The sequence below is a fragment of the Candidatus Nitronauta litoralis genome, from assembly GCA_015698285.1.
Lineage (GTDB): Bacteria > Nitrospinota > Nitrospinia > Nitrospinales > Nitrospinaceae > Nitronauta > Nitronauta litoralis.
Genome location: CP048685.1, coordinates 1473467 through 1495139 on the forward strand (window position 1 = coordinate 1473467; position 21673 = coordinate 1495139).

General features: G+C 47.0%; 19 protein-coding genes. 17 read left to right on the forward strand and 2 right to left on the reverse strand.

Annotation, left to right across the window (positions count from 1 at the left end; genetic code table 11):
* Positions 1–9: 9 nt before the first annotated feature.
* The 17 genes from G3M70_06655 (at position 10) to kbl (ending at position 18458) form a co-directional block, all read left to right on the forward strand.
* Positions 10–699, forward strand: coding sequence for a hypothetical protein (locus G3M70_06655; protein QPJ61582.1), 690 nt, complete (start codon positions 10–12; stop codon positions 697–699).
* Positions 700–834: 135 nt separating this feature from the next.
* Positions 835–1221: a c-type cytochrome gene (locus G3M70_06660; GenBank protein QPJ61583.1), complete on the forward strand. Its 387-nt coding sequence runs from the start codon at positions 835–837 to the stop codon at positions 1219–1221.
* 92 nt (positions 1222–1313) lie between these two features.
* Complete coding sequence (locus G3M70_06665; protein ID QPJ61584.1) at positions 1314–2687, forward strand: TIGR01777 family protein; 1374 nt, start codon at positions 1314–1316, stop codon at positions 2685–2687.
* Between the two features lie 340 nt (positions 2688–3027).
* Positions 3028–5769 (forward strand): HAD-IC family P-type ATPase, encoded by a 2742-nt coding sequence (locus G3M70_06670; GenBank protein ID QPJ61585.1) that lies wholly within the window; start codon positions 3028–3030, stop codon positions 5767–5769.
* Positions 5770–5925: 156 nt separating this feature from the next.
* Positions 5926–7068: a sulfite reductase subunit A gene (locus tag G3M70_06675; GenBank protein QPJ61586.1), complete on the forward strand. Its 1143-nt coding sequence runs from the start codon at positions 5926–5928 to the stop codon at positions 7066–7068.
* A gap of 3 nt (positions 7069–7071) precedes the next feature.
* Positions 7072–7539 carry a cyclic nucleotide-binding domain-containing protein gene (locus G3M70_06680; GenBank protein QPJ61587.1) on the forward strand — a complete coding sequence of 156 codons (468 nt, stop codon included), beginning with the start codon at positions 7072–7074 and terminating at the stop codon, positions 7537–7539.
* A 1-nt stretch (position 7540) separates the two neighbouring features.
* Complete coding sequence (locus tag G3M70_06685; GenBank protein ID QPJ61588.1) at positions 7541–8377, forward strand: Ni/Fe hydrogenase subunit gamma; 837 nt, start codon at positions 7541–7543, stop codon at positions 8375–8377.
* Positions 8378–8382: 5 nt separating this feature from the next.
* Positions 8383–9174: an oxidoreductase gene (locus G3M70_06690; protein QPJ63734.1), complete on the forward strand. Its 792-nt coding sequence runs from the start codon at positions 8383–8385 to the stop codon at positions 9172–9174.
* Complete coding sequence (locus G3M70_06695) at positions 9149–10444, forward strand: Ni/Fe hydrogenase subunit alpha (protein ID QPJ61589.1); 1296 nt, start codon at positions 9149–9151, stop codon at positions 10442–10444. Before G3M70_06690 ends, G3M70_06695 begins: the two co-directional genes overlap by 26 nt.
* Before the next feature lie 25 nt (positions 10445–10469).
* The gene (locus G3M70_06700; GenBank protein QPJ61590.1) at positions 10470–10949 is read left to right on the forward strand and encodes a hydrogenase maturation protease; all 480 of its coding nucleotides are present in this window, start codon (positions 10470–10472) and stop codon (positions 10947–10949) included.
* Positions 10950–10957: 8 nt separating this feature from the next.
* Positions 10958–11221, forward strand: coding sequence for a hydrogenase maturation nickel metallochaperone HypA (locus tag G3M70_06705; GenBank protein ID QPJ61591.1), 264 nt, complete (start codon positions 10958–10960; stop codon positions 11219–11221).
* Positions 11222–11228: 7 nt separating this feature from the next.
* Positions 11229–13574: a carbamoyltransferase HypF gene (hypF, locus tag G3M70_06710; protein ID QPJ61592.1), complete on the forward strand. Its 2346-nt coding sequence runs from the start codon at positions 11229–11231 to the stop codon at positions 13572–13574.
* Positions 13574–13810, forward strand: coding sequence for a HypC/HybG/HupF family hydrogenase formation chaperone (locus G3M70_06715; GenBank protein QPJ61593.1), 237 nt, complete (start codon positions 13574–13576; stop codon positions 13808–13810). The genes hypF and G3M70_06715 overlap by 1 nt, the downstream gene beginning before the upstream one ends.
* A 9-nt stretch (positions 13811–13819) precedes the next feature.
* Positions 13820–14911, forward strand: coding sequence for a hydrogenase formation protein HypD (gene hypD / locus G3M70_06720; protein QPJ61594.1), 1092 nt, complete (start codon positions 13820–13822; stop codon positions 14909–14911).
* Positions 14908–15978, forward strand: a complete 1071-nt coding sequence (gene hypE, locus G3M70_06725) for a hydrogenase expression/formation protein HypE (protein ID QPJ61595.1) — start codon at positions 14908–14910, stop codon at positions 15976–15978. The genes hypD and hypE overlap by 4 nt, the downstream gene beginning before the upstream one ends.
* Positions 15979–16081: 103 nt before the next feature.
* Complete coding sequence (locus G3M70_06730) at positions 16082–17242, forward strand: alcohol dehydrogenase catalytic domain-containing protein (protein QPJ61596.1); 1161 nt, start codon at positions 16082–16084, stop codon at positions 17240–17242.
* Positions 17243–17276: 34 nt separating this feature from the next.
* The gene (gene kbl, locus G3M70_06735; GenBank protein ID QPJ61597.1) at positions 17277–18458 is read left to right on the forward strand and encodes a glycine C-acetyltransferase; all 1182 of its coding nucleotides are present in this window, start codon (positions 17277–17279) and stop codon (positions 18456–18458) included.
* On the opposite strand, the gene G3M70_06740 is transcribed toward kbl, so the two are convergent.
* A complete protein-coding gene (locus G3M70_06740) occupies positions 18438–19544 on the reverse strand; it encodes a Glu/Leu/Phe/Val dehydrogenase (protein QPJ63735.1) in 1107 nt (368 codons plus the stop codon). The genes kbl and G3M70_06740 overlap by 21 nt on opposite strands.
* Before the next feature lie 17 nt (positions 19545–19561).
* The gene (locus G3M70_06745) at positions 19562–21664 is read right to left on the reverse strand and encodes a hypothetical protein (protein ID QPJ61598.1); all 2103 of its coding nucleotides are present in this window, start codon (positions 21662–21664) and stop codon (positions 19562–19564) included.
* Between the last annotated feature and the right edge of the window lie 9 nt (positions 21665–21673).

The window sequence follows — 21673 nt, forward strand, 5'->3', positions numbered from 1 at the left end:
GCACCCAAAATGAAAAACCAAACAATCACATCCGCCCTTTCAGCTCTCGCACTGGCAACCCTTTTCAGCACCGGCACGGCTTTGGCTCACTCGCAGCACGATCACAGCTCGTTGCCCATCGGTTGGACTTTCGATTCCAAAGTGATGAGCAAGATCGAAAAGAATATGAATATGGGACAAACCAAAATTGGCATGAATTCCCTGGAACAAAAAATGCTCGCCGGTTATGGAATCGGCGTTGGCAATTCCTTCAATACACGCATTGGAAATCAAACAATAAAAGTGACGCGCACGAACTCTGGAATCCGATTAGGCAATCCCGTTAAGCAATATGCAGACGGTACGCAGGAAAATCTTCCGCTGCATCGGAATGCACAAATGGTCCGTTCTTCTTTCACAGAGAACCATCCCGGTCACGACCATCAGCACCTCGCATTGTCCTGGGTCTTCAATCCTGCTATCGAAGGCAAGATCCATGACAACCGGGTATTGAACGGTTCATCCGGCGCTATTGGCCTCTCTACCAAAGAACAGAAAACTCTGGATCGTTATGGCATCAAGGTTGGCAACTCTTTCAACGCAAATGTAGACGGTATGACTTACACCGTTAAGCGGACTTCTATGGGTCTCAGCTTATTGAAATATGTTGAAGGTCGAACCGTTGCCTCCGTCGAGGGAGCAAATAATGATGCGTATTAAGGGGCGGACCGGTTTCCCGGCAAACTCTTTCTCACTTGAGAAGAATGCCGGGGAATCGGATCGTTGTTTATTAAATAAACGTAACCCGTAAATTTTTGTATCCAAATTAAATTTTAAAACACAGGGGAAACCAGAATGAAATCAGGAGCAAAATTCAATTCAGTTGCAGTAGCCATGATTGTCTCCCTTGCCCTGACCGGTTGCGAAAGCATCCAACCGAACGGCACGGTACCCCAGGAATACAAATCCGGGCAGGCCGTCTTTCATAAAATTTGCGCAAACTGCCATGGTCCCGATGCGGATGGAAGCATAAAGAGGGCCCCCGCGTTGACCCAGTCCATTTATTTTAAAGGTAACTTCGATGATAGAAAAATACGACGGACCATTTTGAAAGGAAGCCCATCTGGAGCAATGCCGAGTCAGAAAAACCGTGTCGAGAAAAGTGAAGTTAAGGAGATCGTCAAATACTTAAGGTATCTACAGAAAGAGAAAAGAGGAGAAGACCAAACCATGTCCGGTTAAAAACTGGCCGGGAAACAGCCTGCAAGGGACAAATTTGAAAAAGTAAACAGACGAAAAATATAAACAGCAAATGTAAATATTGGAGGCTCATCATGAAAGTTTTAGTGACAGGTGCTACCGGATTCGTAGGAAACGTTTTACTCAAAGAACTGGATAAAAACGGTCATGAAGTGGTGGTCATAACCCGGAACCAAAAGGCTGCACGGGTTAAATTACCTGTCATTGCCGAGGTCCATGAATGCGACCTCAATAACAAGATACCTTCTTCTTCTTTCTTCGATGGTGTTCAGGCGGTGATTCATCTGGCGGGGGAAAATATTGCGGGAGGACGCTGGACCAGATCCCGTAAGGAAAAGATTTTAAATTCACGAAAAAATGCGACCGGCAATCTGGTTCAGGCTCTCAGTTATTTAAAAGAAAAACCGGAAGTTCTGGTTTCGGCCTCGGCGGTTGGGGTCTACGGTAATTGTTCAGATGAATGGCTCACTGAGGATTCGCCTGGAGGACTCGACTTCCTGGCCAATGTATGCAGGTCCTGGGAGGAACAAACCCAAGAGGCTAAATTGGCAGGAATCCGCACAGTGAATTACCGGTTGGGTGTGGTGTTGGGCTTTGGTGGTGGAGCAATGGAAAAAATGTGGGCTCCTTTTAAACTGGGATTTGGTGGACGCCTCGGCTCCGGTCAGCAGTGGATGAGTTGGATTCACGTTGAGGATGCGGCCCGTGCAATGGTGCACGCGATTGAACATCCTGAGTTGTCCGGAATTTACAATGCAGTCAGCCCCAACCCGGTGACCAATATGACGTTCACCAGGAAACTTGAAAAAGCTATGGATCAGAAGGCGCCATTTCCTGTCCCGGCATTTGCCTTAAAAGTTCTGGTAGGAGAGATGTCGCAAATACTGTTGGATAGCCAGCGTGTTTCTTCACAGAAGTTGTGCGATACCGGTTTCAAATTTGAGTTTCCCAACCTGACCCACGCGTTACGAGAAATTTGTGGGCACGCGAATCATGAAATCTGTTTCGCGCAATGGGTTCCTTCCTCAAATACCAAAACCTTGTCCTTTTTTGAGCATCCTGAAAATGTTGAAAAGGTCACTCCTCCTTCCATGAATTTGAAAGTAGGAAAGATTTCCGAAAAGGGTTTGCGTGAGGGAACCAGAATTCCTTTAAGCTTCTCAATTTTCAATTTGCCAATAAAATGGGTGACGAAAGTGAAAGAATGGAATCCGGGCAGGGGGTTTTCTGATACACAAGTCACAGGCCCGTTTTCATTTTGGAACCACATCCATGAATTTGAAAGCACGCAGGGAGGAACACTCATCCGTGACCGAATTCAATATCAGTTACCGTTTGGGCCTTTGGGGGATATGGTGGCAGGTTCCTTGATTAGAAAGAGACTCGAGATGGTATTAAATTACCGGATCGAAAAGATTGAGAAACATTTTCAACAACAGCCTTCTTGAATATTAACTGAAACTTTTGGGAACAATGTCCGTTGCCAATTGAAGTATTGGCAACGGACTTTGTTTATAGTAATGAACTTCCCTTTCAGCAGGAATGCCTCCCTCTCAAACTTTTGATTCTGAAAACCAATCCAGGCCTTGTTCCAATCCCGCCTTTGAAGAAAGGAGTATAATGGGATAAGTGGTTAAAAATTTTTTGGACAGTGCTGCTGGAAAATTTTTGCGGCTGGAAATATACCCTGATCTGGATCAAAAGATACTCGATTTTTTGACCCCTTCTGCTCCTGGATTCGGGTGAAGGTTGTTTGCATTTTAATTCTATCTGTTTTTTGAGGCACCTGTGGTTACTGACCAACTCAATAGAGCCGGAAAAAAAACCGATAAAGATGTTCCTGTTCCCGATGTCTCCTGGTACGGCTTAAGCGAAGATCTTTGCTATTCAAAACTCGATTCCTCTCCAACGGGGATCACCCGGGAAGAAGCGGCCCGTCGCCTGAAATCTGTGGGTCCCAACCGGCTGCCCCAGTCGCATCCTCCTTCAAAATTTGAAATCCTTGTCCGTCAATTCCAAAGTCCGTTTGTATATATTCTGGCAATCGCCGCATTGGTATCGATTGCTATTGGAGAATGGGTTGACGCTGGTTTTATTTTTGGAGTCCTTTGTCTGAATGCCGTTATCGGTGGTTTTCAGGAATGGAAGGCAGAGAAAAGCGCACAGGCGTTGCAAAAACTTTTGCAAACCCGGGCAACCGTTGAGCGAGAGGGACGCGTTTTCGAAATTTCTGCGGAAGATGTGGTTCCAGGGGATCTGGTCTGGTTGGAATCCGGTAATCGTGTTCCTGCAGATGTTCGTTTGTTAATGACGCATAGTCTGGAGGCGGACGAATCTCTACTCACCGGGGAATCACTCGCAGTCCAGAAAGACGCCCAATGGTTGGAGGATAAACCGGTGCCCGTTGCCAACCGGCTGAATATGGGGCATGCAGGCTCCATCATTGTTCGCGGGCGCGCCAAGGGTCTGGTGGTGGCGACGGGGATGTTGACGGAAGTCGGCCACGTTGCCAAAGCAATGCTTGGAACGGGTCAGGGTAAACCACCCTTGATGGTCCGCATGGAAAAGTTCAGCAAGAAGCTGGCCTGGGTGGTCATGGTAGTCATCCTGTTGGTCGGCATCCTGGGTGTTATGACCCAGGGGCATTCGGTAATGGATATGCTCATGTTCGCGGTCGCGCTTGCTGTTGCCGTGATTCCGGAAGGACTTCCGGTTGCCTTGACGGTAGCGCTTGCGATTGGTACCAATCGCATGGCACGTCGGGGCGTTATCATTAGAAGACTGGCGGCTGTTGAAGGGCTGGGAAGTTGCACCCTGATCGCCAGCGACAAAACGGGGACGTTGACCTGCAACGAATTGACGGTGCGCGAGATTCGTCTTCCTGACTCAAAAACTCTCAGGGTCTCCGGTCAGGGGTTTACACCGGAAGGCGTTCTGCATGAGGGAACGCACCACGTTAAACCGGATCAGCTCTCTCCGGAACTGAAATCCCTGGTGCAGGCCGCCGTATTAAATAATGAAGGCGATTTGCGTCACTCCAATGACGATTGGATTTATCGCGGCGATCCCACAGACATCGCCCTGTTATCCCTGGGAATGAAGCTCAATCTGCAACGTGACCTTTTGTTGGACGAATTTCCCCAGATCAACCAGATTCCTTTTGAACCCGAATACCGCTACTCGGCTACATTTCATCGGGATAAAGAAGGCCAGGTTCATGTATTCGTCAAGGGATCACCTGAAAAAGTCCTTTCCATGTGCCGGGAAGTTTCGGAAGATGCCCGCCAGCGTCATTTTCAAAGTGCAGAGGAAATGGCAGGACAGGGTTTCCGTGTTCTGGCACTGGCGAAAGGGAATCCCGCAACTCCCCCGGATGAAGCTCATGCTCCTTCGGAACCTGCGGATCTTACTTTTCTCGGTTTCGTTGGGATGATCGATCCCTTGAGGAGCGGGGTTCGTGAAGCTGTTAATGACTGCCGAAATGCAGGCATCGAGGTCGCCATCATTACCGGGGATCATCCTGTTACGGCTCTCGCTATAGCAAACGATCTGGGTTTGAATATGACACCGGACCAGGTAATTACCGGTGACGAACTGGAAAAAAAATCCACTGAAGAGTTGCAGGAAATTGCCAGAACCGTGCGGTTGTTTGCACGGGTTGCGCCCAATCAAAAACTGGAACTGGTCCAGGCAATGCAAAAGGCCGGGCACTTCGTTGCCGTCACCGGTGATGGTGTGAACGATGCACCGGCTCTGAGAACAGCCAATATCGGAACCGCCATGGGCAAATCAGGAACCGATGTGGCGAGGGAAGCGGCTGAACTCGTGATCAGTGACGACAACTTTGCGACAATCGTCGGCGGGATAGAGGAAGGTCGTGTTGCTTACAGTAATATTCGAAAAATAATTTTCATGTTGATCTCAACCGGTGCGGCCGAAGTCGTGTTCGTGTGTCTGGCTCTGCTATCGGGTTTGCCACTTCCCCTGACGCCTGTTCAGCTTCTTTGGCTGAACCTGGTAACTCAGGGGATTCAGGATGTGGGTATGGGGTTTGAACCAAAAGAAGGGGATGAACTCCAGAAAAGCCCGCGCAATCCGGACGAACCTATTTTCGATTCCCTGATGATTGAACGGTCCGTGATCGTTGCTTTATGGATGGGAATAACAGGTTTCCTTTTATTTAACACTCTGATAGCCCAGGGAATAGAATTGCAATCGGCCCGAAACGTCTTGTTACTTTTGATAGTCCTGTTCATAAATATTCATATGGCCAACTGTCGGTCAGAAACGAAATCGGCATTCAAGATTCCCTTGATGCAAAACCCAGTGTTGGCGATTGGAGTTGCAGGCGCATTTTTGCTCCATCTGGTATCCATGCACCTCCCGGTGGCGCAAAGGGTATTAAAAACAGAGCCCGTCAGCGCTGGGATGTGGTTGACTGTTGTCGCATTGGCCGGAACGATCCTGATTTTGATGGAAGCTCATAAAAAATGGTGGAACTACCGCCAGAAAATCAAACAGTCCAGTTAGTGCAGGTTATTTGCGCTCCTGGGATATGATGAGAATCCGCTTGTATTTGGAATCGATTAGTCAGTTGCGGATGAATACCCGGGGGGCGTAAAATCAGGATGAGAGATCAGCTTTATTTTCCGGCATGAATCACTTGACCGGGTTGGAGCGTTATCCATGGAAACAGCCCATATATTGGAACGGGAAGGTTTAAACTCCCTTTTATCTGCGCTGGCTCAGGCAGGGTATCAGGTCGTGGGGCCTACCCTGGGTGAAGGGGCGATAGTTTACGGCCCGATTAAAACCCTCAACGATTTTCCAGTCGGCTGGACAGAAGAACAAGAGGGCGGAACCTACCGTTTAAAAAAACGAGAGGACGACGCACTATTTGGCTACACAGTGGGTCCCCAATCCTGGAAGCATTACCTGTTTCCTCCCAGACGCCGGCTTTGGACTGGAACCGCTAACGGTACGGACTTTCAGATCCATCAGGAAAAGGTCGAACCCCCCTCGTATGCTTTCTTTGGAGTCCGTTCCTGTGAGCTTCAGGCTATCCAGGTACAGGATCGGGTTTTTATTCAGGATGAATTCGTCAACACCGATTATGAACTCCGGCGCGACAATACCTTTATTGTTGTCGTTCAATGCGGACAGGCTGCAGCAACCTGTTTTTGTGATTCCATGAATTCAGGGCCGCGAGCGGAGAAAGGATTCGATCTGGCGTTAACGGAAGTGCTTGAAAACGACCAGCACTATTTTGTACTGGAAACAGGAAGCTCAAAAGGAGAGAAAGTCCTTGAGCAAATACCCACTCGTCTGGCTGATCCGTCCCAGGTTTCATTAGCAGAGCAACAAACCGAACGAGCAAAAGAACAAATGGGACGTTCGCTCGACACCAGGGATATCAAACAGCTGTTGTATGAAAACCTTGAGCACCCGCGTTGGGATCAGGTAGCGGACCGATGTCTCACTTGTGCAAACTGTACGATGGTGTGTCCCACGTGTTTTTGTTCCACTGTGGAAGACATTACCGATGTCACAGGAGAGCACACGGAACGTTGGCAACGATGGGACTCCTGTTTCACAATGGACTTTTCGAATCTTCATGGAGGGAGTGTTCGCACTTCAACCAAATCACGTTATCGCCAGTGGATGACTCATAAACTGGCAAGCTGGATTGATCAATTTGATTCATCCGGTTGTGTTGGATGCGGACGCTGTATCACCTGGTGTCCGGTAGGCATCGATCTCACTGAAGAAGTCCGCGCCATTCGCGAGACCGAAACACTGCCCTCAGGCAGTTCATCAGAAAGTCGGTAACTCATGAAATCTCTTGAATCCATACTTGCGAATCATCCGTTTTTTGAGGACCTCAAAAAGGAATTTCTTGAACTGATCACCGGGTGCGCTTCCAACGTTTGCTTTAAAGCAGGAGAATTCATTCACCGCCAGCATGCGGACGCTGATCGATTTTATGTGATCCGTCAGGGAAAAGTGGCTCTGGAGTTGTGTCCCCCCGGTCGAAACCCTATTACGTTGCAGACAGTCAATGAAGGGGAAATCCTGGGATGGGCCTGGCTGGTCCCACCCTACCATTGGCATTGTGATGCACAAGCTGTTGAGTTGACGCGGGCCATTGCGCTCGATGGAAAATGTCTGCGAAAGAAATGCCAGGAGGATCATGATTTTGGTTTTGAGTTGTTGAGCCGTATTCTTCCTATATTGGGCCAACGAATGGAGGCAACCCAGATCCAGTTACTGGATATTTACGGCAGCCAGCAGAAAAACTGATATGAACCCTATCAACTCAGACCCGGTTGTTCCCGAACTTCTCAAGATCCACCGGGTAATCCGCGAAGCTGAGGACACTTTTACCCTTGATCTATTGCCACCGGACAAGACCCAATCGGAATACTCTCCCGGGCAGTTCAATATGTTGTACGCTTTTGGCGTTGGCGATGTTCCGATTTCGATTAGCGGCCGTTCTTCTCAATCCGGTGGCTGGTTGCACACCATACGTGAAGTGGGAACCGTCACCCGTGCATTGCATCGTTTGAAAAAAGGCCAAACCATTGGGGTGAGGGGGCCTTTTGGCAAAGGCTGGCCTGTAGATCTGGCTAAAGGAAAAGATGTGGTTATTCTGGCGGGCGGTATTGGGCTGGCGCCGCTTCGTCCTGTCCTTGAACAAATCCAGTCCCATCGCGATCACTATGGAAACGTATCATTATTGTATGGCGCAAGAATGCCCGATGGGCTTCTGTTTTCCCAGGATCGCGAAACCTGGCGTGGACGAAATGGGATCCAGGTAAAGGTGACTGTTGATACAGGGGATCGGGACTGGAGAGGCAATGTTGGAGTGGTCACGCATCTAATCGACCGGGTCAAGTTTGATTCGCTGCAAACGATTGCCATGGTATGCGGGCCGGAAGTCATGATGCGTTATTCCGTACGCGAACTTCAACGGTTTGGTGTGCCCACAAATCAAATATTTATTTCGATGGAACGCAATATGAAATGTGCGGTAGGGTTTTGCGGTCACTGCCAGTTTGGTCCCTCTTTTATTTGCAAAGATGGACCGGTCTTTGATTATCCATCTATACAGCCCTTTCTTGAAGTACGGGAACTATAGTGATGATGAAAAAGAAAAAACCAAAAATTGCCGTCTGGAAATTCGCCTCCTGTGATGGATGTCAATTGAGCCTGCTCGATTGTGAAGATGAGCTGCTGACAGTTGCGGATGAGATTGAAATCGCCAATTTCCCTGAAGCTTCCAGAAGAGTTCTTAAAGGTCCATACGATCTTTCTCTGGTTGAAGGGTCTATCACCACTCCCCATGATGAAGAGAGAATTCACCAGGTAAGGCGTTCGTCAAAATACCTGATTACGATCGGGGCTTGTGCGACGGCAGGAGGTATACAGGCGTTAAGAAACTTTAAAGATGTTAACGAGTTTATTTCAATCGTGTATGCAAACCCGACCTATATCGATACCCTGGAAACATCAACTCCAATTTCATCGCATGTACCAGTTGACTTTGAATTGCGCGGATGCCCCATCAATAAAATGCAATTAGTGGAGGTGATCAGCGCATTTCTGAAAGACAGGAAACCTGTCACCCCACCGCATAGTACCTGCATTGAATGCAAGCTAAAGGGAAATGTGTGTGTCATGGTGGCCCAGGGAACGATGTGTCTGGGACCCGTCACCCATGCAGGCTGCGATGCCATTTGCCCTTCCTACAATCGCGGCTGTTACGGATGTTTCGGTCCTAAGGAAACCCCGAACACCGCTTCCCTGGGTGATTGGCTGGGAGAACAGGGTACTGGCGATCCAGAAATATTACGCGTTTTCCGCGGATTCAACGCGTACGCTCCTTCTTTTCGAAAAGAAAGCGAACGGCATGAAGAAAAAAAACCGGACCATTAAAGTAGATTACCTTGCCCGGGTTGAAGGGGAAGGGGCTTTGCACATCGAGATCAAAGAGAATCAGGTGTCAGATGTGAAGCTGAAAATATTTGAACCTCCGCGTTTTTTTGAAGCATTTCTTCGCGGTCGTGATTTTAAGGAAGCGCCGGATATTACCGCACGGATTTGCGGGATCTGCCCGGTTGCCTACCAGATGAGCGCGGTCCACGCGATGGAAAAAGCTCTAGGGATTCAGGTCCAGGGACCCCTGCGTGATTTACGCCGACTTCTGTATTGCGGGGAATGGATTGAAAGTCACACACTGCATATCTACATGTTGCATGCACCCGATTTTTTAGGTTACGAGGATGCAGTCCAGATGGCCAAGGATCATAAGGATGTTGTAGAGCGTGGTTTGCAATTGAAGAAAGTGGGCAATGAAATTGTTTCTCTGGTGGGAGGAAGAGAAATTCACCCGGTCAATGTCAAGGTAGGTGGCTTTTACAAAGTACTTGCGAAAACAGAGTTTGACCATTTGAAAGAACGTTTGAAGTGGGCCCGGGATGCGGCGCTGGAAACTGTTAAATGGTCATCCCGATTTGATTTCCCAGCTTTCGACCAGGATTATGAATATGTTTCACTTTCCCACCCGGATGAGTACCCGTTTAATGAGGGTCGTATTATTTCCAATAAGGGTTTGGACATTGAAGCTCAAGAATTTGAAAATAATTTCAGGGAGGACCATGTCGAGTACACCAACGCTCTGCATTCGGTTTTGATCGACCGAGGGTCCTATTTTGTAGGACCGATGGCCCGCTTCAACCTTAATTTTGATCAGTTATCTCCATTAGCGAAGGAAAGCGCGAAGGAGTCCGGAATTGGAGACCATTGTCACAATCCGTTTCAAAGTATCGTTGTGCGCAGTATTGAAGTGCTCTACGCCTGCGACGAAGCTTTGCGAATAATTGAATCGTATGAAAAACCTGACCAACCAAGCGTAGATTTTGAAATTCAGGAAGGGGTGGGCGCAGCTTGTACCGAAGCGCCCCGGGGCTTACTTTATCATCGGTATAAAATTGATGAAGAGGGTCAAATCCTGGATGCCAGAATCATTCCGCCAACATCGCAAAATCAAAAAACCATTGAGAATGATCTCTGGCAGTTTGTTCCAAAGCACCTTGACCTGCCACAGGAAAAACTGACCTGGCAATGTGAGCAGGCCATTCGAAATTACGATCCCTGCATTTCCTGCGCTACCCATTTTTTAAAACTGGATATTGTTCGTTCGTAATTTAAAAAAAACTAAAAAGGACTCTTTGAATCAATTAACCAACCACATGACACAAGGGATATTCATTGTAGGTGTTGGCAATCAATACAGGCACGACGATGGTGCGGGGCTTGAAGTGGTTCGTCGAATTAAAAAGTTAAGAGAAGATATAGAGTGCGTCGAGCAGTCGGGAGAAGGGGTTCAGTTGATGGACACATGGAAGGAACGCAACCATGTAATTTTGATCGATGCGGTATCTTCTTCAAAGGCTCCAGGTACATTGCATTGTATTAATGCGAACAAGGAACCGCTTCCAAAAAACTGGTTCTCCTGTTCCACGCATAATTTCGGGGTCGCCGAAGCGGTGGAAATGTCAAATGTCATGGATACACTTCCGGTTACTCTTCAGATTTTTGGAATCGAAGGTAATTGTTTTGATCCCGGTGAGGGCCTCACTCCTGAAGTGGAACAGGCGGTGAACCGGGTAGTGGAACAGATTCAATCTATTGTCGATGGGGAGCAATAAAGCGAAAGATGCATGAGCAATCGTTGATGAAAGATTTAATGGAGAAAATTACATCTGTTTCCGCAAATGAACAGAACAAGCCCGTTGATGCGGTGACGGTTCGCCTGGGAGCTTTGTCTCACATTTCAGCTGATCATTTCCGGGAACATTTTGCTGAAGCATCCCGTGGCACCATAGCTGAAAATGCCAATTTAAAGATTATTGTCTTAGACGACATCAATGACCCTTTAGCGCAGGAAATCATACTGGAAAGTATCGAAATTGCTGAATAGCGACACCATGACCCCAGTTTCCCTTAAAAGCCATAGGTCGCAACCCAAACCAAAGCTGGTTCCAGTCAGGAGAATGAGGCTGAAGCTAAGCGGCCTTTTGCAAGGTGTGGGTTTTCGTCCTTTTATCTTTGGACTGGCCGAGGCCCACTCTTTAAAAGGTTGGGTCCAAAATACCCGGGAAGGCATTGCCATTGAAATTGAAGGAAGTGAGAAAAGCCTTGGCGATTTTTTAAACTCACTAAAGGAAAATCCGCCTCCGCATTCAAAGATAGATGAAATCGAAACCTGTCTGCTGCCTTCTATCAATTATTCCACTTTTATTATTAAGGAAAGTGACCCTTCTGGAACAGGCAACTCCCAACTAATACCCGATATTGCAACTTGCCCTGATTGTGTTGGTGAGATATTCGATTCCAGCGACCCTCGTTATCTTTATCCCTTCACGAACTGCACAAAATGTGGCCCTCGTTACACGGTGACCGAATCAATCCCTTTTGATCGGGCGTGCACCTCCATGAAACAGTTTTCGATGTGTTCGCTTTGCGAGTGGGAATACACCGATCCCGAAAATCGCCGTTTCCATGCACAAACCAACTGTTGTCCGGAATGCGGACCGCAATTAAAAATTATAAATTCAGCAGGCGAGTCGCTGGGTGATAAACATAAAGCGCTCCAAATGGCTGTGGAATTTTTAATTCAGGGGAAAGTGATTGCCGTCAAGGGAATCGGCGGGTTTCATCTCATGGCACAGGCCACAACAGACGCGGCTGTTCTTCTTTTAAGAAAGAGAAAGCATAGAGATGAAAAGCCTTTTGCCGTACTTTATCCATCAATGGACGCGATTCAAAACGATTGTGAAGTTTCCAGCCATGAAGAGGAGTTATTAAAATCATTTCAAGGGCCAATTGTATTATTAAAGCGAAAAGGAGATCCGGTTATTTCGAAACAGGTTGCCCCAGAAAATCCTTATTTAGGCGTCATGCTTCCTTCAAACCCCTTGCATCATGTTTTGTCTCATTTTATGGATACCCCAATCGTGTGCACCAGCGGTAACCTCTCCGAAGAAAAAATTTGTACCAATGAGCAGGAAGCAATAAAAACCCTGGGGGGGATCGCAGACTTTTTTCTGACCCACGATCGGCCTATCCTTCGACATGCTGATGATTCCATCACGAGGGTTTTACTGGGACATACCCAGGTTCTTCGGCGAGCACGTGGGTATTCGCCAACTCCGATCGCCTGTAATGGGGGTCTCAAAAAGGGTCTTGCTTTGGGAGGGCACAATAAGAATACCATCGCCTGGATGGAAGGGAACAAAGTTATTGTCAGCCCCCACTTTGGGGATCTGGAGGCCGCCTCTACGCGAGCTGCGTTTACAGCGACCGTCAATTCCACATTGAAAACAATTTCTTCACCTGTGGAATTTATCGCCCATGATGCCCATCCCGATTATGTTTCAACCCTGCATGCGAGTACTCTAAAAGCACCTACAATTCCGATTCAGCATCATGTCGCGCACGTATTTTCCTGTATGGAAGACAATCAACTGCAACCACCTTTTCTGGCTCTTGGCTGGGATGGTTCCGGTTTTGGATTAGACAATACGATTTGGGGTGGGGAGTTTTTTCATGTTACAGAAAAACAAATTAAACGCTTTGGTTCTTTTAAAACATTCAAACTCCCAGGAGGTAGCCAGGCGGTAAAAGAACCCCGCAGGAGTGCTCTTGGTGTTTTATATGAAATTTTGGGAGGGGAATCGATTCATCATCCCCTGATTCAACGTGCGTTTGAACCACGGGAATTGAAAAATTTAAGTTCACTTCTTAAAAATAACCTGAATTGTCCCATCACATCCAGTTGCGGGCGTTTGTTCGATGCCGTAGCATCCCTTTCCGATTTGCGACAGGTTGTTTCCTATGAAGGTCAATCGGCAATGTTATTGGAATTTGCAAGTGGAACCCCCTCTTCTAAAAAGATGTATCCAATAAAAATATTGGATGGAAAGTACACTCCAAAGAACCGGTTTGCACCCCGGGTTGTTATTGACTGGAGCGGAATGATGGAAGAATTATTAGAGGATTGCACGAGTGGGGTTCCCCCTGGAGTTGTCTCAGGAAAATTTCATAATACCCTGGCTGAAGCCGTGGTACTTGTTGCGAAACAGGCGGAAGAAGATAATGTCCTGCTGACGGGCGGGTGTTTTCAAAACAGAGTGTTGACTGAGCTTGCCGTCGAAAAACTGCGTGAATCAGGATTTAATCCATACTGGCAAAGGGGCTTTCCACCCAATGATGGCGGATTATCCTTGGGGCAGTTGGTTGCGGCAAGTCGGCCGGATAAGGGGATGCTCTGATGTGTCTGGCTATCCCTGGGAAAATTCTCGGCATCTCAGGAGAAAATTCCATCATGCCAATGGGAAAAGTCAGCTTTGGTGGTGTCGTGCGGGAAGTGAACCTGGCTTATGTGCCTGAGGCAAAGCAAGGGGACTATGTAATTGTACATGTTGGTTTCGCTATCAGCATCCTCAATGAAAAAGAAGCTCAGTTGGTTTTGAATACTTTGGACGAAATTGACCCTGAAACAAGATAACTATCGATTATGAAATATATAGACGAATACCGAGACCGGGGGTCCATTGAAAAATGTTCCCAACGTATTGCAGAAGCGGTAACGGGGCCCTGGACGATCATGGAAATTTGCGGAGGGCAAACCCGCTCTATTGCAAAACACGGTCTGGAATCATTGTTGCCCTCGGAAATTACTTTATTACATGGCCCTGGTTGTCCAGTATGTGTAACGCCGCAATCCATTCTGGATCACGCCATGGAAATTGCATCAAACCCGGAAGTTGTTTTTTGCACCTTTGGGGACATGATGCGCGTGCCGGGTACAAATACGGACCTTGCTCATATTAAGGCGGAAGGGGGCGATGTCCGCATCATCCAGTCTCCTATGGAAGCCTTAAATCTGGCGCGTGAGAACGCGGATAAAGAAGTGGTCTTCCTGGCAATTGGTTTTGAAACCACAGCGCCCGCCAATGCAATGGCTTTGTATCAGTCAAAACAACAGGGAATCAAAAATATTTCTTTTCTGGTGTCACAGGTTCTTGTCCCGCCAGCGATGGAGAGCATTTTAAATTCGCCTCATTCCAAAGTTCAGGGATTCCTTGCTGCGGGTCATGTCTGCACCATCATGGGTTTCGAAGAATACGAACCGATTGCACAACGATACCAGGTGCCGATTGTGGTGACGGGGTTTGAGCCTCTGGATATACTGATGGGAATTGACATGGTTGTCCGCCAATTGGAAGAGGGTCGTCACGAAGTCGAAAATCAGTACTCACGATCGGTACAAAGAGAAGGAAACCTCGCGGCTCAAAAAATCCTGAATGAAGTGTTTGAAGTCATCCCAAAACAATGGAGAGGCGTTGGAGAAATTCCATCAAGCGGCCTGGGATTGAAAAGTGTCTATAGACATCTAAACGCTGCATTGCGATTTCCTCAAAAAATTATTTATGAACCCTTGAGCACAAACTGCATCAGCGGGCAAGTGTTGCAAGGTCTGAAAAAACCAAACGAATGTGAAGCTTTTGGTAAAGAATGTACTCCCGACTCTCCTTTGGGAGCGACTATGGTTTCATCCGAAGGGGCTTGTGCTGCTTATTTTCACTACCAAAACTTTCAGGCATGAAACCTCCTCCGCAAAATTCGGATTCTACACCGGGAGAAAGTTGTCCCGCACCCTTGGCCTCCGACGATAAAATTCTGTTGGCGCATGGGGGTGGAGGCCGGTTAATGCATCAATTGATCGAATCAATTTTCCGACCGGCTTTTCAAAACCCCGAATTGGAAACCCACCACGATGGTGCAGTACTCGACTTTCCCTCTGACAAGCTTGTGATGACTACTGACTCCTATGTGGTGCAACCGTTGATTTTCCCGGGTGGAGACATCGGCTCTCTGGCGGTGAACGGGACGGTAAACGACCTTGCCATGTGCGGTGCACGACCGCTCTATCTTTCCGTCGGGTTTATCCTGGAAGAAGGACTTCCCGTCTCGACCCTGCGAACCATTGCAAATTCAATGAAAATTTCGGCGCAGGAGTCTGGTGTTCACATTGTGACCGGCGACACCAAGGTGGTGGCAAAGGGAAACGGCGACGGAATTTTTTTAAATACAACTGGAGTGGGCGCGGCTCATCCATTTTTGCGTTCGCACCCAGATCAGATTCAACCCGGCGATGCTATATTAATTAGTGGAGACATTGCCCGGCATGGAATTGCTGTTCTGGCTGCACGAGAAAACCTGGAATTTGATCCACCCCTTCAAAGTGACTGCGCATCGTTATCTTCGTTAGTTCAAAAACTAATTAAAGCTAAAATTCAAATCCGCTGTCTTCGGGATTTAACTCGGGGAGGACTTGCTACTGGATTGATTGAGATGGCCGGTTCTTCAAAATTAAAATTTACGATAGATGAAAACAGAATTGTAGTGCATGAACCAGTCCAGGGCGCATGTGAACTGTTGGGATTTGACCCGCTCTACATTGCCAATGAGGGGTGTTTTGTGGTGGTTGTTGCTCCGGATGATGCAAAACGTGCAGTGGAAATTTTGCGTAAGGAACAAAACAGCAGCGTCCCCGATATTATTGGAAAGGTTGAAAAGGCGACTTCTCCACATGTGGTTTTAAAAACGAGCGTTGGGTCCACGCGGGTCCTGGATATGTTAAGTGGTGACCAACTACCGAGAATTTGCTAATGGAAGTCACCAATCCGATTCCAGATTTACCTCTTCCTTATTTCCTTTAGTGGTAAACTATATTTAGACTTAAAGATTATTTTTGAAAATTCCGGGAAATGCCATGAAAGCCTTGACCCTGAATATATCGCGAAGTGAATGGGAAACCTCCTCGGGAATGACATTCGAAGATGTTGAACCTCCAACTCTTAATGAAGCGGAAAACCCGGAAGATTCCGGGAAAGTGCTCATCAAGCCTATATACACAGGGTTTTGTGGATCCGATAAAGGGCTCTGGTTTCGCAAGTCGTTTAAGGAAGCCCTTTTTAATTCTCTCGAAGCTGAAGGACAATCCAGGCGAATCTGCGGTCACGAACTGCTGGGAGAAATAGTAGAGACCGGGTCTTATGTCAAACGATATTACGGGTATCACCCCGGCGACATTGTTTCTACCGAATCACATATTTTTTGCGGCAAGTGTCACCAATGTAAAATTGGTGAGGCGCATGTCTGTTCCGATCACAAGATCATAGGTATTTCAACTGACGGTTGCTTCGCTGATTTGGTCAAACTTCCTGCAAGGGAACTTTGGAAAACTGATACAGACCTGATCCGTCCTGAGGTTGGGGCGATTCAAGAACCACTCGGCAATGCTGTTCATGCCTGTAGTCGAGTCGATTTACGAGGAAAGACTTTAGCCATTTTTGGTTGTGGAACAATTGGTCTTCTTTCCATTTTAATTGCGAGGGCTATGGGAGCGGCCGTCATCATTGGCATTGATCCCAATCCCGAAAATTTGAAACTGGCCGAAGCCCTTGGGCTCGATTTGCCTATTCAAGTTTCCCGTTCAAAGCAGGGAGACACTTCCTATGCTGCCGACCCTGAAATAGCCGAGACAATCAGGAAACATTGTTTTGGTGAGGGAGTCGATGTTGCCATGGAAATGGCAGGGAGTAACCAGGCGCTCAATACAGCGATTGCCAGTGTGCGTGCGGGAGGAGATATTATTCTATTCGGTTTGTCTGAGGGAGATTATACACTATCCAACTTTCAGGAAATCATCATGTATGGTAAATCCCTGCACAGTGTGATTGGTCGCAAAGTGTTTCAAACATGGTTCATACTCAGTAATCTTTTAAAGTCACGGGAACATCACCTTCAAGAGAAAATTTTCAACATCATTTTAAACAAGGGAAAAGAAACCATAATTCCTTTTCATTCGTTTGAAAGAACCGCATTTGAAAAGGCGATCCAAAAGCATCCGAAAATAATATTTAAGTATTAATCAAGTTCAACCCGAACCTGGATTGGAGGAACCCATGCAATCCGATCCCGTTAATATTTTTAAACAAGAGCTGGAAACCATCCACTCGGCAGGATTGTATAAGGATGAGCGTATTCTGCTCTCCCCCCAGCAAACTCATATCCAAACACAGCAAGGCACCGTTCTCAATTTTTGTGCCAACAACTATTTGGGACTGGCTAATCACCCGGTTTTAATCCAGGCGGGAAAAGAAGCTCTGGATCAATATGGGTTCGGCATGGCCTCGGTGCGGTTCATTTGCGGAACAAATGACATCCACAAAAAACTGGAAGGGCGCATATCGGAATTTCTTAAAATGGAAGACGCCATCTTGTACTCTTCCTGTTTCGATGCCAATACGGGACTTTTTGAAACTTTATTCGACGAAAAAGATGCCATCCTTAGTGATCGCCTGAATCATGCGAGCATTATTGACGGGACCCGATTGTGCAAAGCCATGCGGTTTCGTTACCAACACAGCGATCTGAACCACCTCGAAACCCAATTAAAACGCGCCTCAAAATACCGGTTACGCGTCATTGCCACCGATGGAGTGTTCAGCATGGATGGTGATGTTGCCCGTCTGAAAGAAATTTGTGACCTGGCAGACCAGTATGGTGCGATGGTCATGGTAGATGATTCGCATGCAACCGGTTTCTTCGGCCCGACTGGTAGGGGGAGCATTGATGAACAGGAGGTGATGGAGCGGGTGGATATTGTTACCTCTACTTTTGGAAAAGCGCTTGGTGGTTCTTCAGGAGGTTTCACAGCAGGTCGAAAAGAAATGATTGATTTATTGCGTCAGCGATCCCGCCCCTATTTATTCTCTAATTCGTTATCGCCGATTGTCGCGGCGGTCACGCATCGTGCTATTGATTTGATTGAAGAATCGCCTGAACTGATAGAAAAAATTCAACGCAATACGCTATATTTCAGAGATAAACTCAAACAAGAGGGCCTCACCGTGATGCCGGGGACCCATCCGATCGTTCCCCTCATGCTTGGGGATGCCAGACTGGCGCACACCATGGCAGAGGAATTGCTGAAAAATGGAATATACGTAATTGGATTCAGTTTTCCAGTGGTGCCCAAGGACAAAGCACGCATCCGTTTTCAAATTTCCGCAGCGCATGAAAAAACGGATATCGACTTTTTAGTTGAAGCAATAAAAAAGGTCCTACATATGCCCTCTGTATGACATTGCCTGAGCCAATCGTTCCCGGGCCATTTCTTTTGCGGCGTCATGTGGGTATTGTTTTTTTTCTCGAATCCGTTTTAAAACTTCAGCAGTATTACGACTAATCGAAGCCTTTACCCTTTCAAAGGCCTGGGCCTCTGCCATTCGCTGATACTCGGTTGCTGCGCAAATCACCCCACCGCTGTTGGCGATAACGTCCGGAACTATTGCAATTCCCCGATCGTGAATCGATTTTGCGGCGTCTGCGGTGATCGGAATGTTGGCACCTTCCAACACCAAACGCGTTTTCAAGACACCCTGATTGGATTCATTAAACACATCTGGTCTTGCCGCTGGAATAAAAATGTCGGATTCAACTTCCAGTAATTCGGCATTGGAAATTGGTTTGCCAAGGTCCGGGTTCTGGACGGAGTGATTGTTTTCGATGTATTCGTTCAATCTGGTAAGGTCCAGACCATTGGGGTTAAAAATACCTCCTTTGGAATTACAAGTCGCGATCACTTTTGCATCCCGTTCAGCAAGAAACTTTGCAGCCGCCCTGCCAACGTTGCCGTATCCCTGAATTACGACTCTCGCCCCAGAAAGCGGAAGATTGAGTTCTTCGCACGCTACATCCGCACTTACCGCTAAGCCATATCCTGTCATTCCCAGTTCATCCAATGGAATTCCTCCGATTACTTTGGGTAAACCGACAGCGCGTCTTATTTCATCATGAATATAGGCCATGCACGTTTCATCGGTGCCCATGTCTGGCCCTGGAATGTAATCCCTTAAGTCTTTAATCGCCTGGGCAAATTCACGGATAATGGTTTCTTTGTTTTCGGTTTTTGAGTCAGCGATTATGCCGGATTTCCCACCTCCATGCGGGATCCCGTTCAATGCATTTTTAAAAGTCATTGCGCGTGCCAACCGAAACACTTCTTTCGTAGTGACATCGGGGGCCATCCGACATCCCCCAAGGGAAGGTCCCAAAGACAGATTGTCGATAACAACGATGGCTTTTAGTTTTGATTTGGGTTCATAAATATGGATTATTTTTTCGGGTCCAAATTCGTCCGCAAACTCGTCTATGTAATGGGTCGGCAATGACATTATGTGCTCCTTTAGCAAGAGTTCATTTTCAGTTTTGCATCAAGAATAACCAGTCGATTTGTGTATAAACGAACGGGATTGAATTCCAGGAATTGAAGTTTGGGAGCGTTCTCAAACCACTTTGCGAAAAATTGGACTACTCTTATCAGTTGATTAATATTTAAAGAGGGAGAGTTGCTTGTGCCCTCAATTATTTTCCCGGCCTTTGTTTGGTTAATTATTCTTGCCAGATCAGAATTATTGACTGGAAGGCAGGCTCTTTCAATATCGCGGTATACTTCTACATGAGAACCACCCGTTCCAATGAGAAGTACCGGTCCGAAATCGGAATCACGTTTGAATCCAACCATGAGATCCAGTCCTGGCGGCATTTGTTGCTCAATCCAGATTTTTCCCGGCCAGAGCTGGTTCATTTTCTTCCATTCCGTTTCCAATTCCTCCCGACTGCCCAGATTAAGTTTTACTCCCCGGATTTGCGCTTTGTGCAATACATCCTTGTCACTCACTTTGAGGACAAGAGGAAAGTTGATTTTTATCAGGGTGTCGTCAATATCCTGTTCTTTTTTAATTGAACAGGATTCCGGAACCGCAAGCCCGCATTCGGCCAGTTGGCTTTTTATTTCCATTTCGCCGGGAGCTTCTTTTAAATTGTTTATCCATTCCGTTATAGGAGAGGAGTCGTATTCCTCCAGGGTATCTTCTTGATCGGAAATATTTCTTTCTAATAGCAAAGCTCTTCTTTGAGCCAATTGATTCATCGTCCTGGCTGCATCCTCTCCAGTTGAAAATATTGGAAAAATTTCAGAATTTAATCGTGAGCTCAATTCTTTGTAAAGAGAACCGCAAGCCCCAATAGCAACGGGAAAATTCCGGGGGAGTAAACTATTCAATTCAGAAGCCACGGAACCATTAATTCCGCTGGTGCCGGGAAGGAGAACCAGAAGGAGTCCGTCAAATGTCTTCGAATCTATTAATGTTTTTATCGCTAACCCGCACTCACTGTTTTTTCCTGAACCTGTGAGGTCAACCGGATTTTTAAATGAGTAATACCTGGGCAATTGCTGGTACAAGGAAGTCTGCGTTTCGACAGATGGTTCTTTTATGTCCCAAAAAGAATCGCACAAATCGCTTAGCAGCACACCCATTCCCCCGCCATTGGAAACAATCAGAAGGCGATTGCCTTGAAGCTTTGGGGCCAGCGAAAAAAAGTACAATCCATTGATCAATCCATTCAGGTCGAAAACTTCCAGCATTCCTGCCTGTTGGCAAACAGCCTGGAACACGTCGTATGAACCAGAAAGTGCTGCTGAATGTGCTTGTGCCGCCCGGATCCCCGCTTCTCTTTTCCCTCCTTTATAAATTAGAACCGGTTTGGTTTGACAAACCTCTTGAGCCAAACGAAAAAAACGGGCCCCATCCTGGAAACTTTCCAGATACATGCCAATAACCTGAATCTCGGGATCGTTTGCAAAGGCTTCAAGAGCCTCGCACTCCCCAATATCAATTCGATTTCCAAAGTTGATTGCGCGGTGAACTCCCACCTCGCGCTCGGCTAACCCGTTGAGCAGCATGGAAAGGAAAGCGCCGCTTTGAGAGATAATTCCAATTGAACCCTGGCCGGGTAATTTCAGTTGATCAGAGGAAAGGAAAAAACTGTTGAAATGATCTTTTGAGCTGAACGTGCCGAGACAGTTTGGTCCTAAAATACGTACACCAAACCTTTTTCCATTTTCTTTCAGCTTTTCCTGGATAACTTTTCCATCTTTTCCTGTTTCAGCAAAGCCACCTCCAACAACAACGATATGCTGTATCTTTTTCCTGGATAGGGGTTCAATCAAATTTAAAACGTTTTGAGAAGAAACAGCCAGGATTGCCAGATCAATAAAGTCGGGGAGATCTTCAACCCTTTGCACGACAGGGCAATTGGGCAGTGGGAGGGATTTTGGATGGACTGCGACTACAGGCCCGGGGAACTGGTGAGTTTGCAGACTTTCAATAATGCGTCGCCCCTGGTTGTCCTCTTTCGGAGAAGCACCGATGACGGCAACTCCCCTGGGGGCAAAAAAAGTTTCTACAGTAGAAAAGTCAGGTTTCGCCTGAGTTTGGATTCGCATATCAATCGC

Coding starts and splice junctions, on each gene's coding strand:
- G3M70_06675 (QPJ61586.1), top strand. CDS start 5,926: ATGGAAACAGCCCATATATTGGAACGGGAAGGTTTAAACTCCCTTTTA.
- hypE (QPJ61595.1), top strand. CDS start 14,908: ATGAAACCTCCTCCGCAAAATTCGGATTCTACACCGGGAGAAAGTTGT.
- G3M70_06715 (QPJ61593.1), top strand. CDS start 13,574: ATGTGTCTGGCTATCCCTGGGAAAATTCTCGGCATCTCAGGAGAAAAT.
- G3M70_06705 (QPJ61591.1), top strand. CDS start 10,958: ATGCATGAGCAATCGTTGATGAAAGATTTAATGGAGAAAATTACATCT.
- G3M70_06695 (QPJ61589.1), top strand. CDS start 9,149: ATGAAGAAAAAAAACCGGACCATTAAAGTAGATTACCTTGCCCGGGTT.
- G3M70_06680 (QPJ61587.1), top strand. CDS start 7,072: ATGAAATCTCTTGAATCCATACTTGCGAATCATCCGTTTTTTGAGGAC.
- G3M70_06685 (QPJ61588.1), top strand. CDS start 7,541: ATGAACCCTATCAACTCAGACCCGGTTGTTCCCGAACTTCTCAAGATC.
- G3M70_06660 (QPJ61583.1), top strand. CDS start 835: ATGAAATCAGGAGCAAAATTCAATTCAGTTGCAGTAGCCATGATTGTC.
- hypD (QPJ61594.1), top strand. CDS start 13,820: ATGAAATATATAGACGAATACCGAGACCGGGGGTCCATTGAAAAATGT.
- hypF (QPJ61592.1), top strand. CDS start 11,229: ATGACCCCAGTTTCCCTTAAAAGCCATAGGTCGCAACCCAAACCAAAG.
- G3M70_06745 (QPJ61598.1), bottom strand. CDS start 21,664: ATGCGAATCCAAACTCAGGCGAAACCTGACTTTTCTACTGTAGAAACT.
- G3M70_06655 (QPJ61582.1), top strand. CDS start 10: ATGAAAAACCAAACAATCACATCCGCCCTTTCAGCTCTCGCACTGGCA.
- G3M70_06665 (QPJ61584.1), top strand. CDS start 1,314: ATGAAAGTTTTAGTGACAGGTGCTACCGGATTCGTAGGAAACGTTTTA.
- kbl (QPJ61597.1), top strand. CDS start 17,277: ATGCAATCCGATCCCGTTAATATTTTTAAACAAGAGCTGGAAACCATC.
- G3M70_06730 (QPJ61596.1), top strand. CDS start 16,082: ATGAAAGCCTTGACCCTGAATATATCGCGAAGTGAATGGGAAACCTCC.
- G3M70_06690 (QPJ63734.1), top strand. CDS start 8,383: ATGAAAAAGAAAAAACCAAAAATTGCCGTCTGGAAATTCGCCTCCTGT.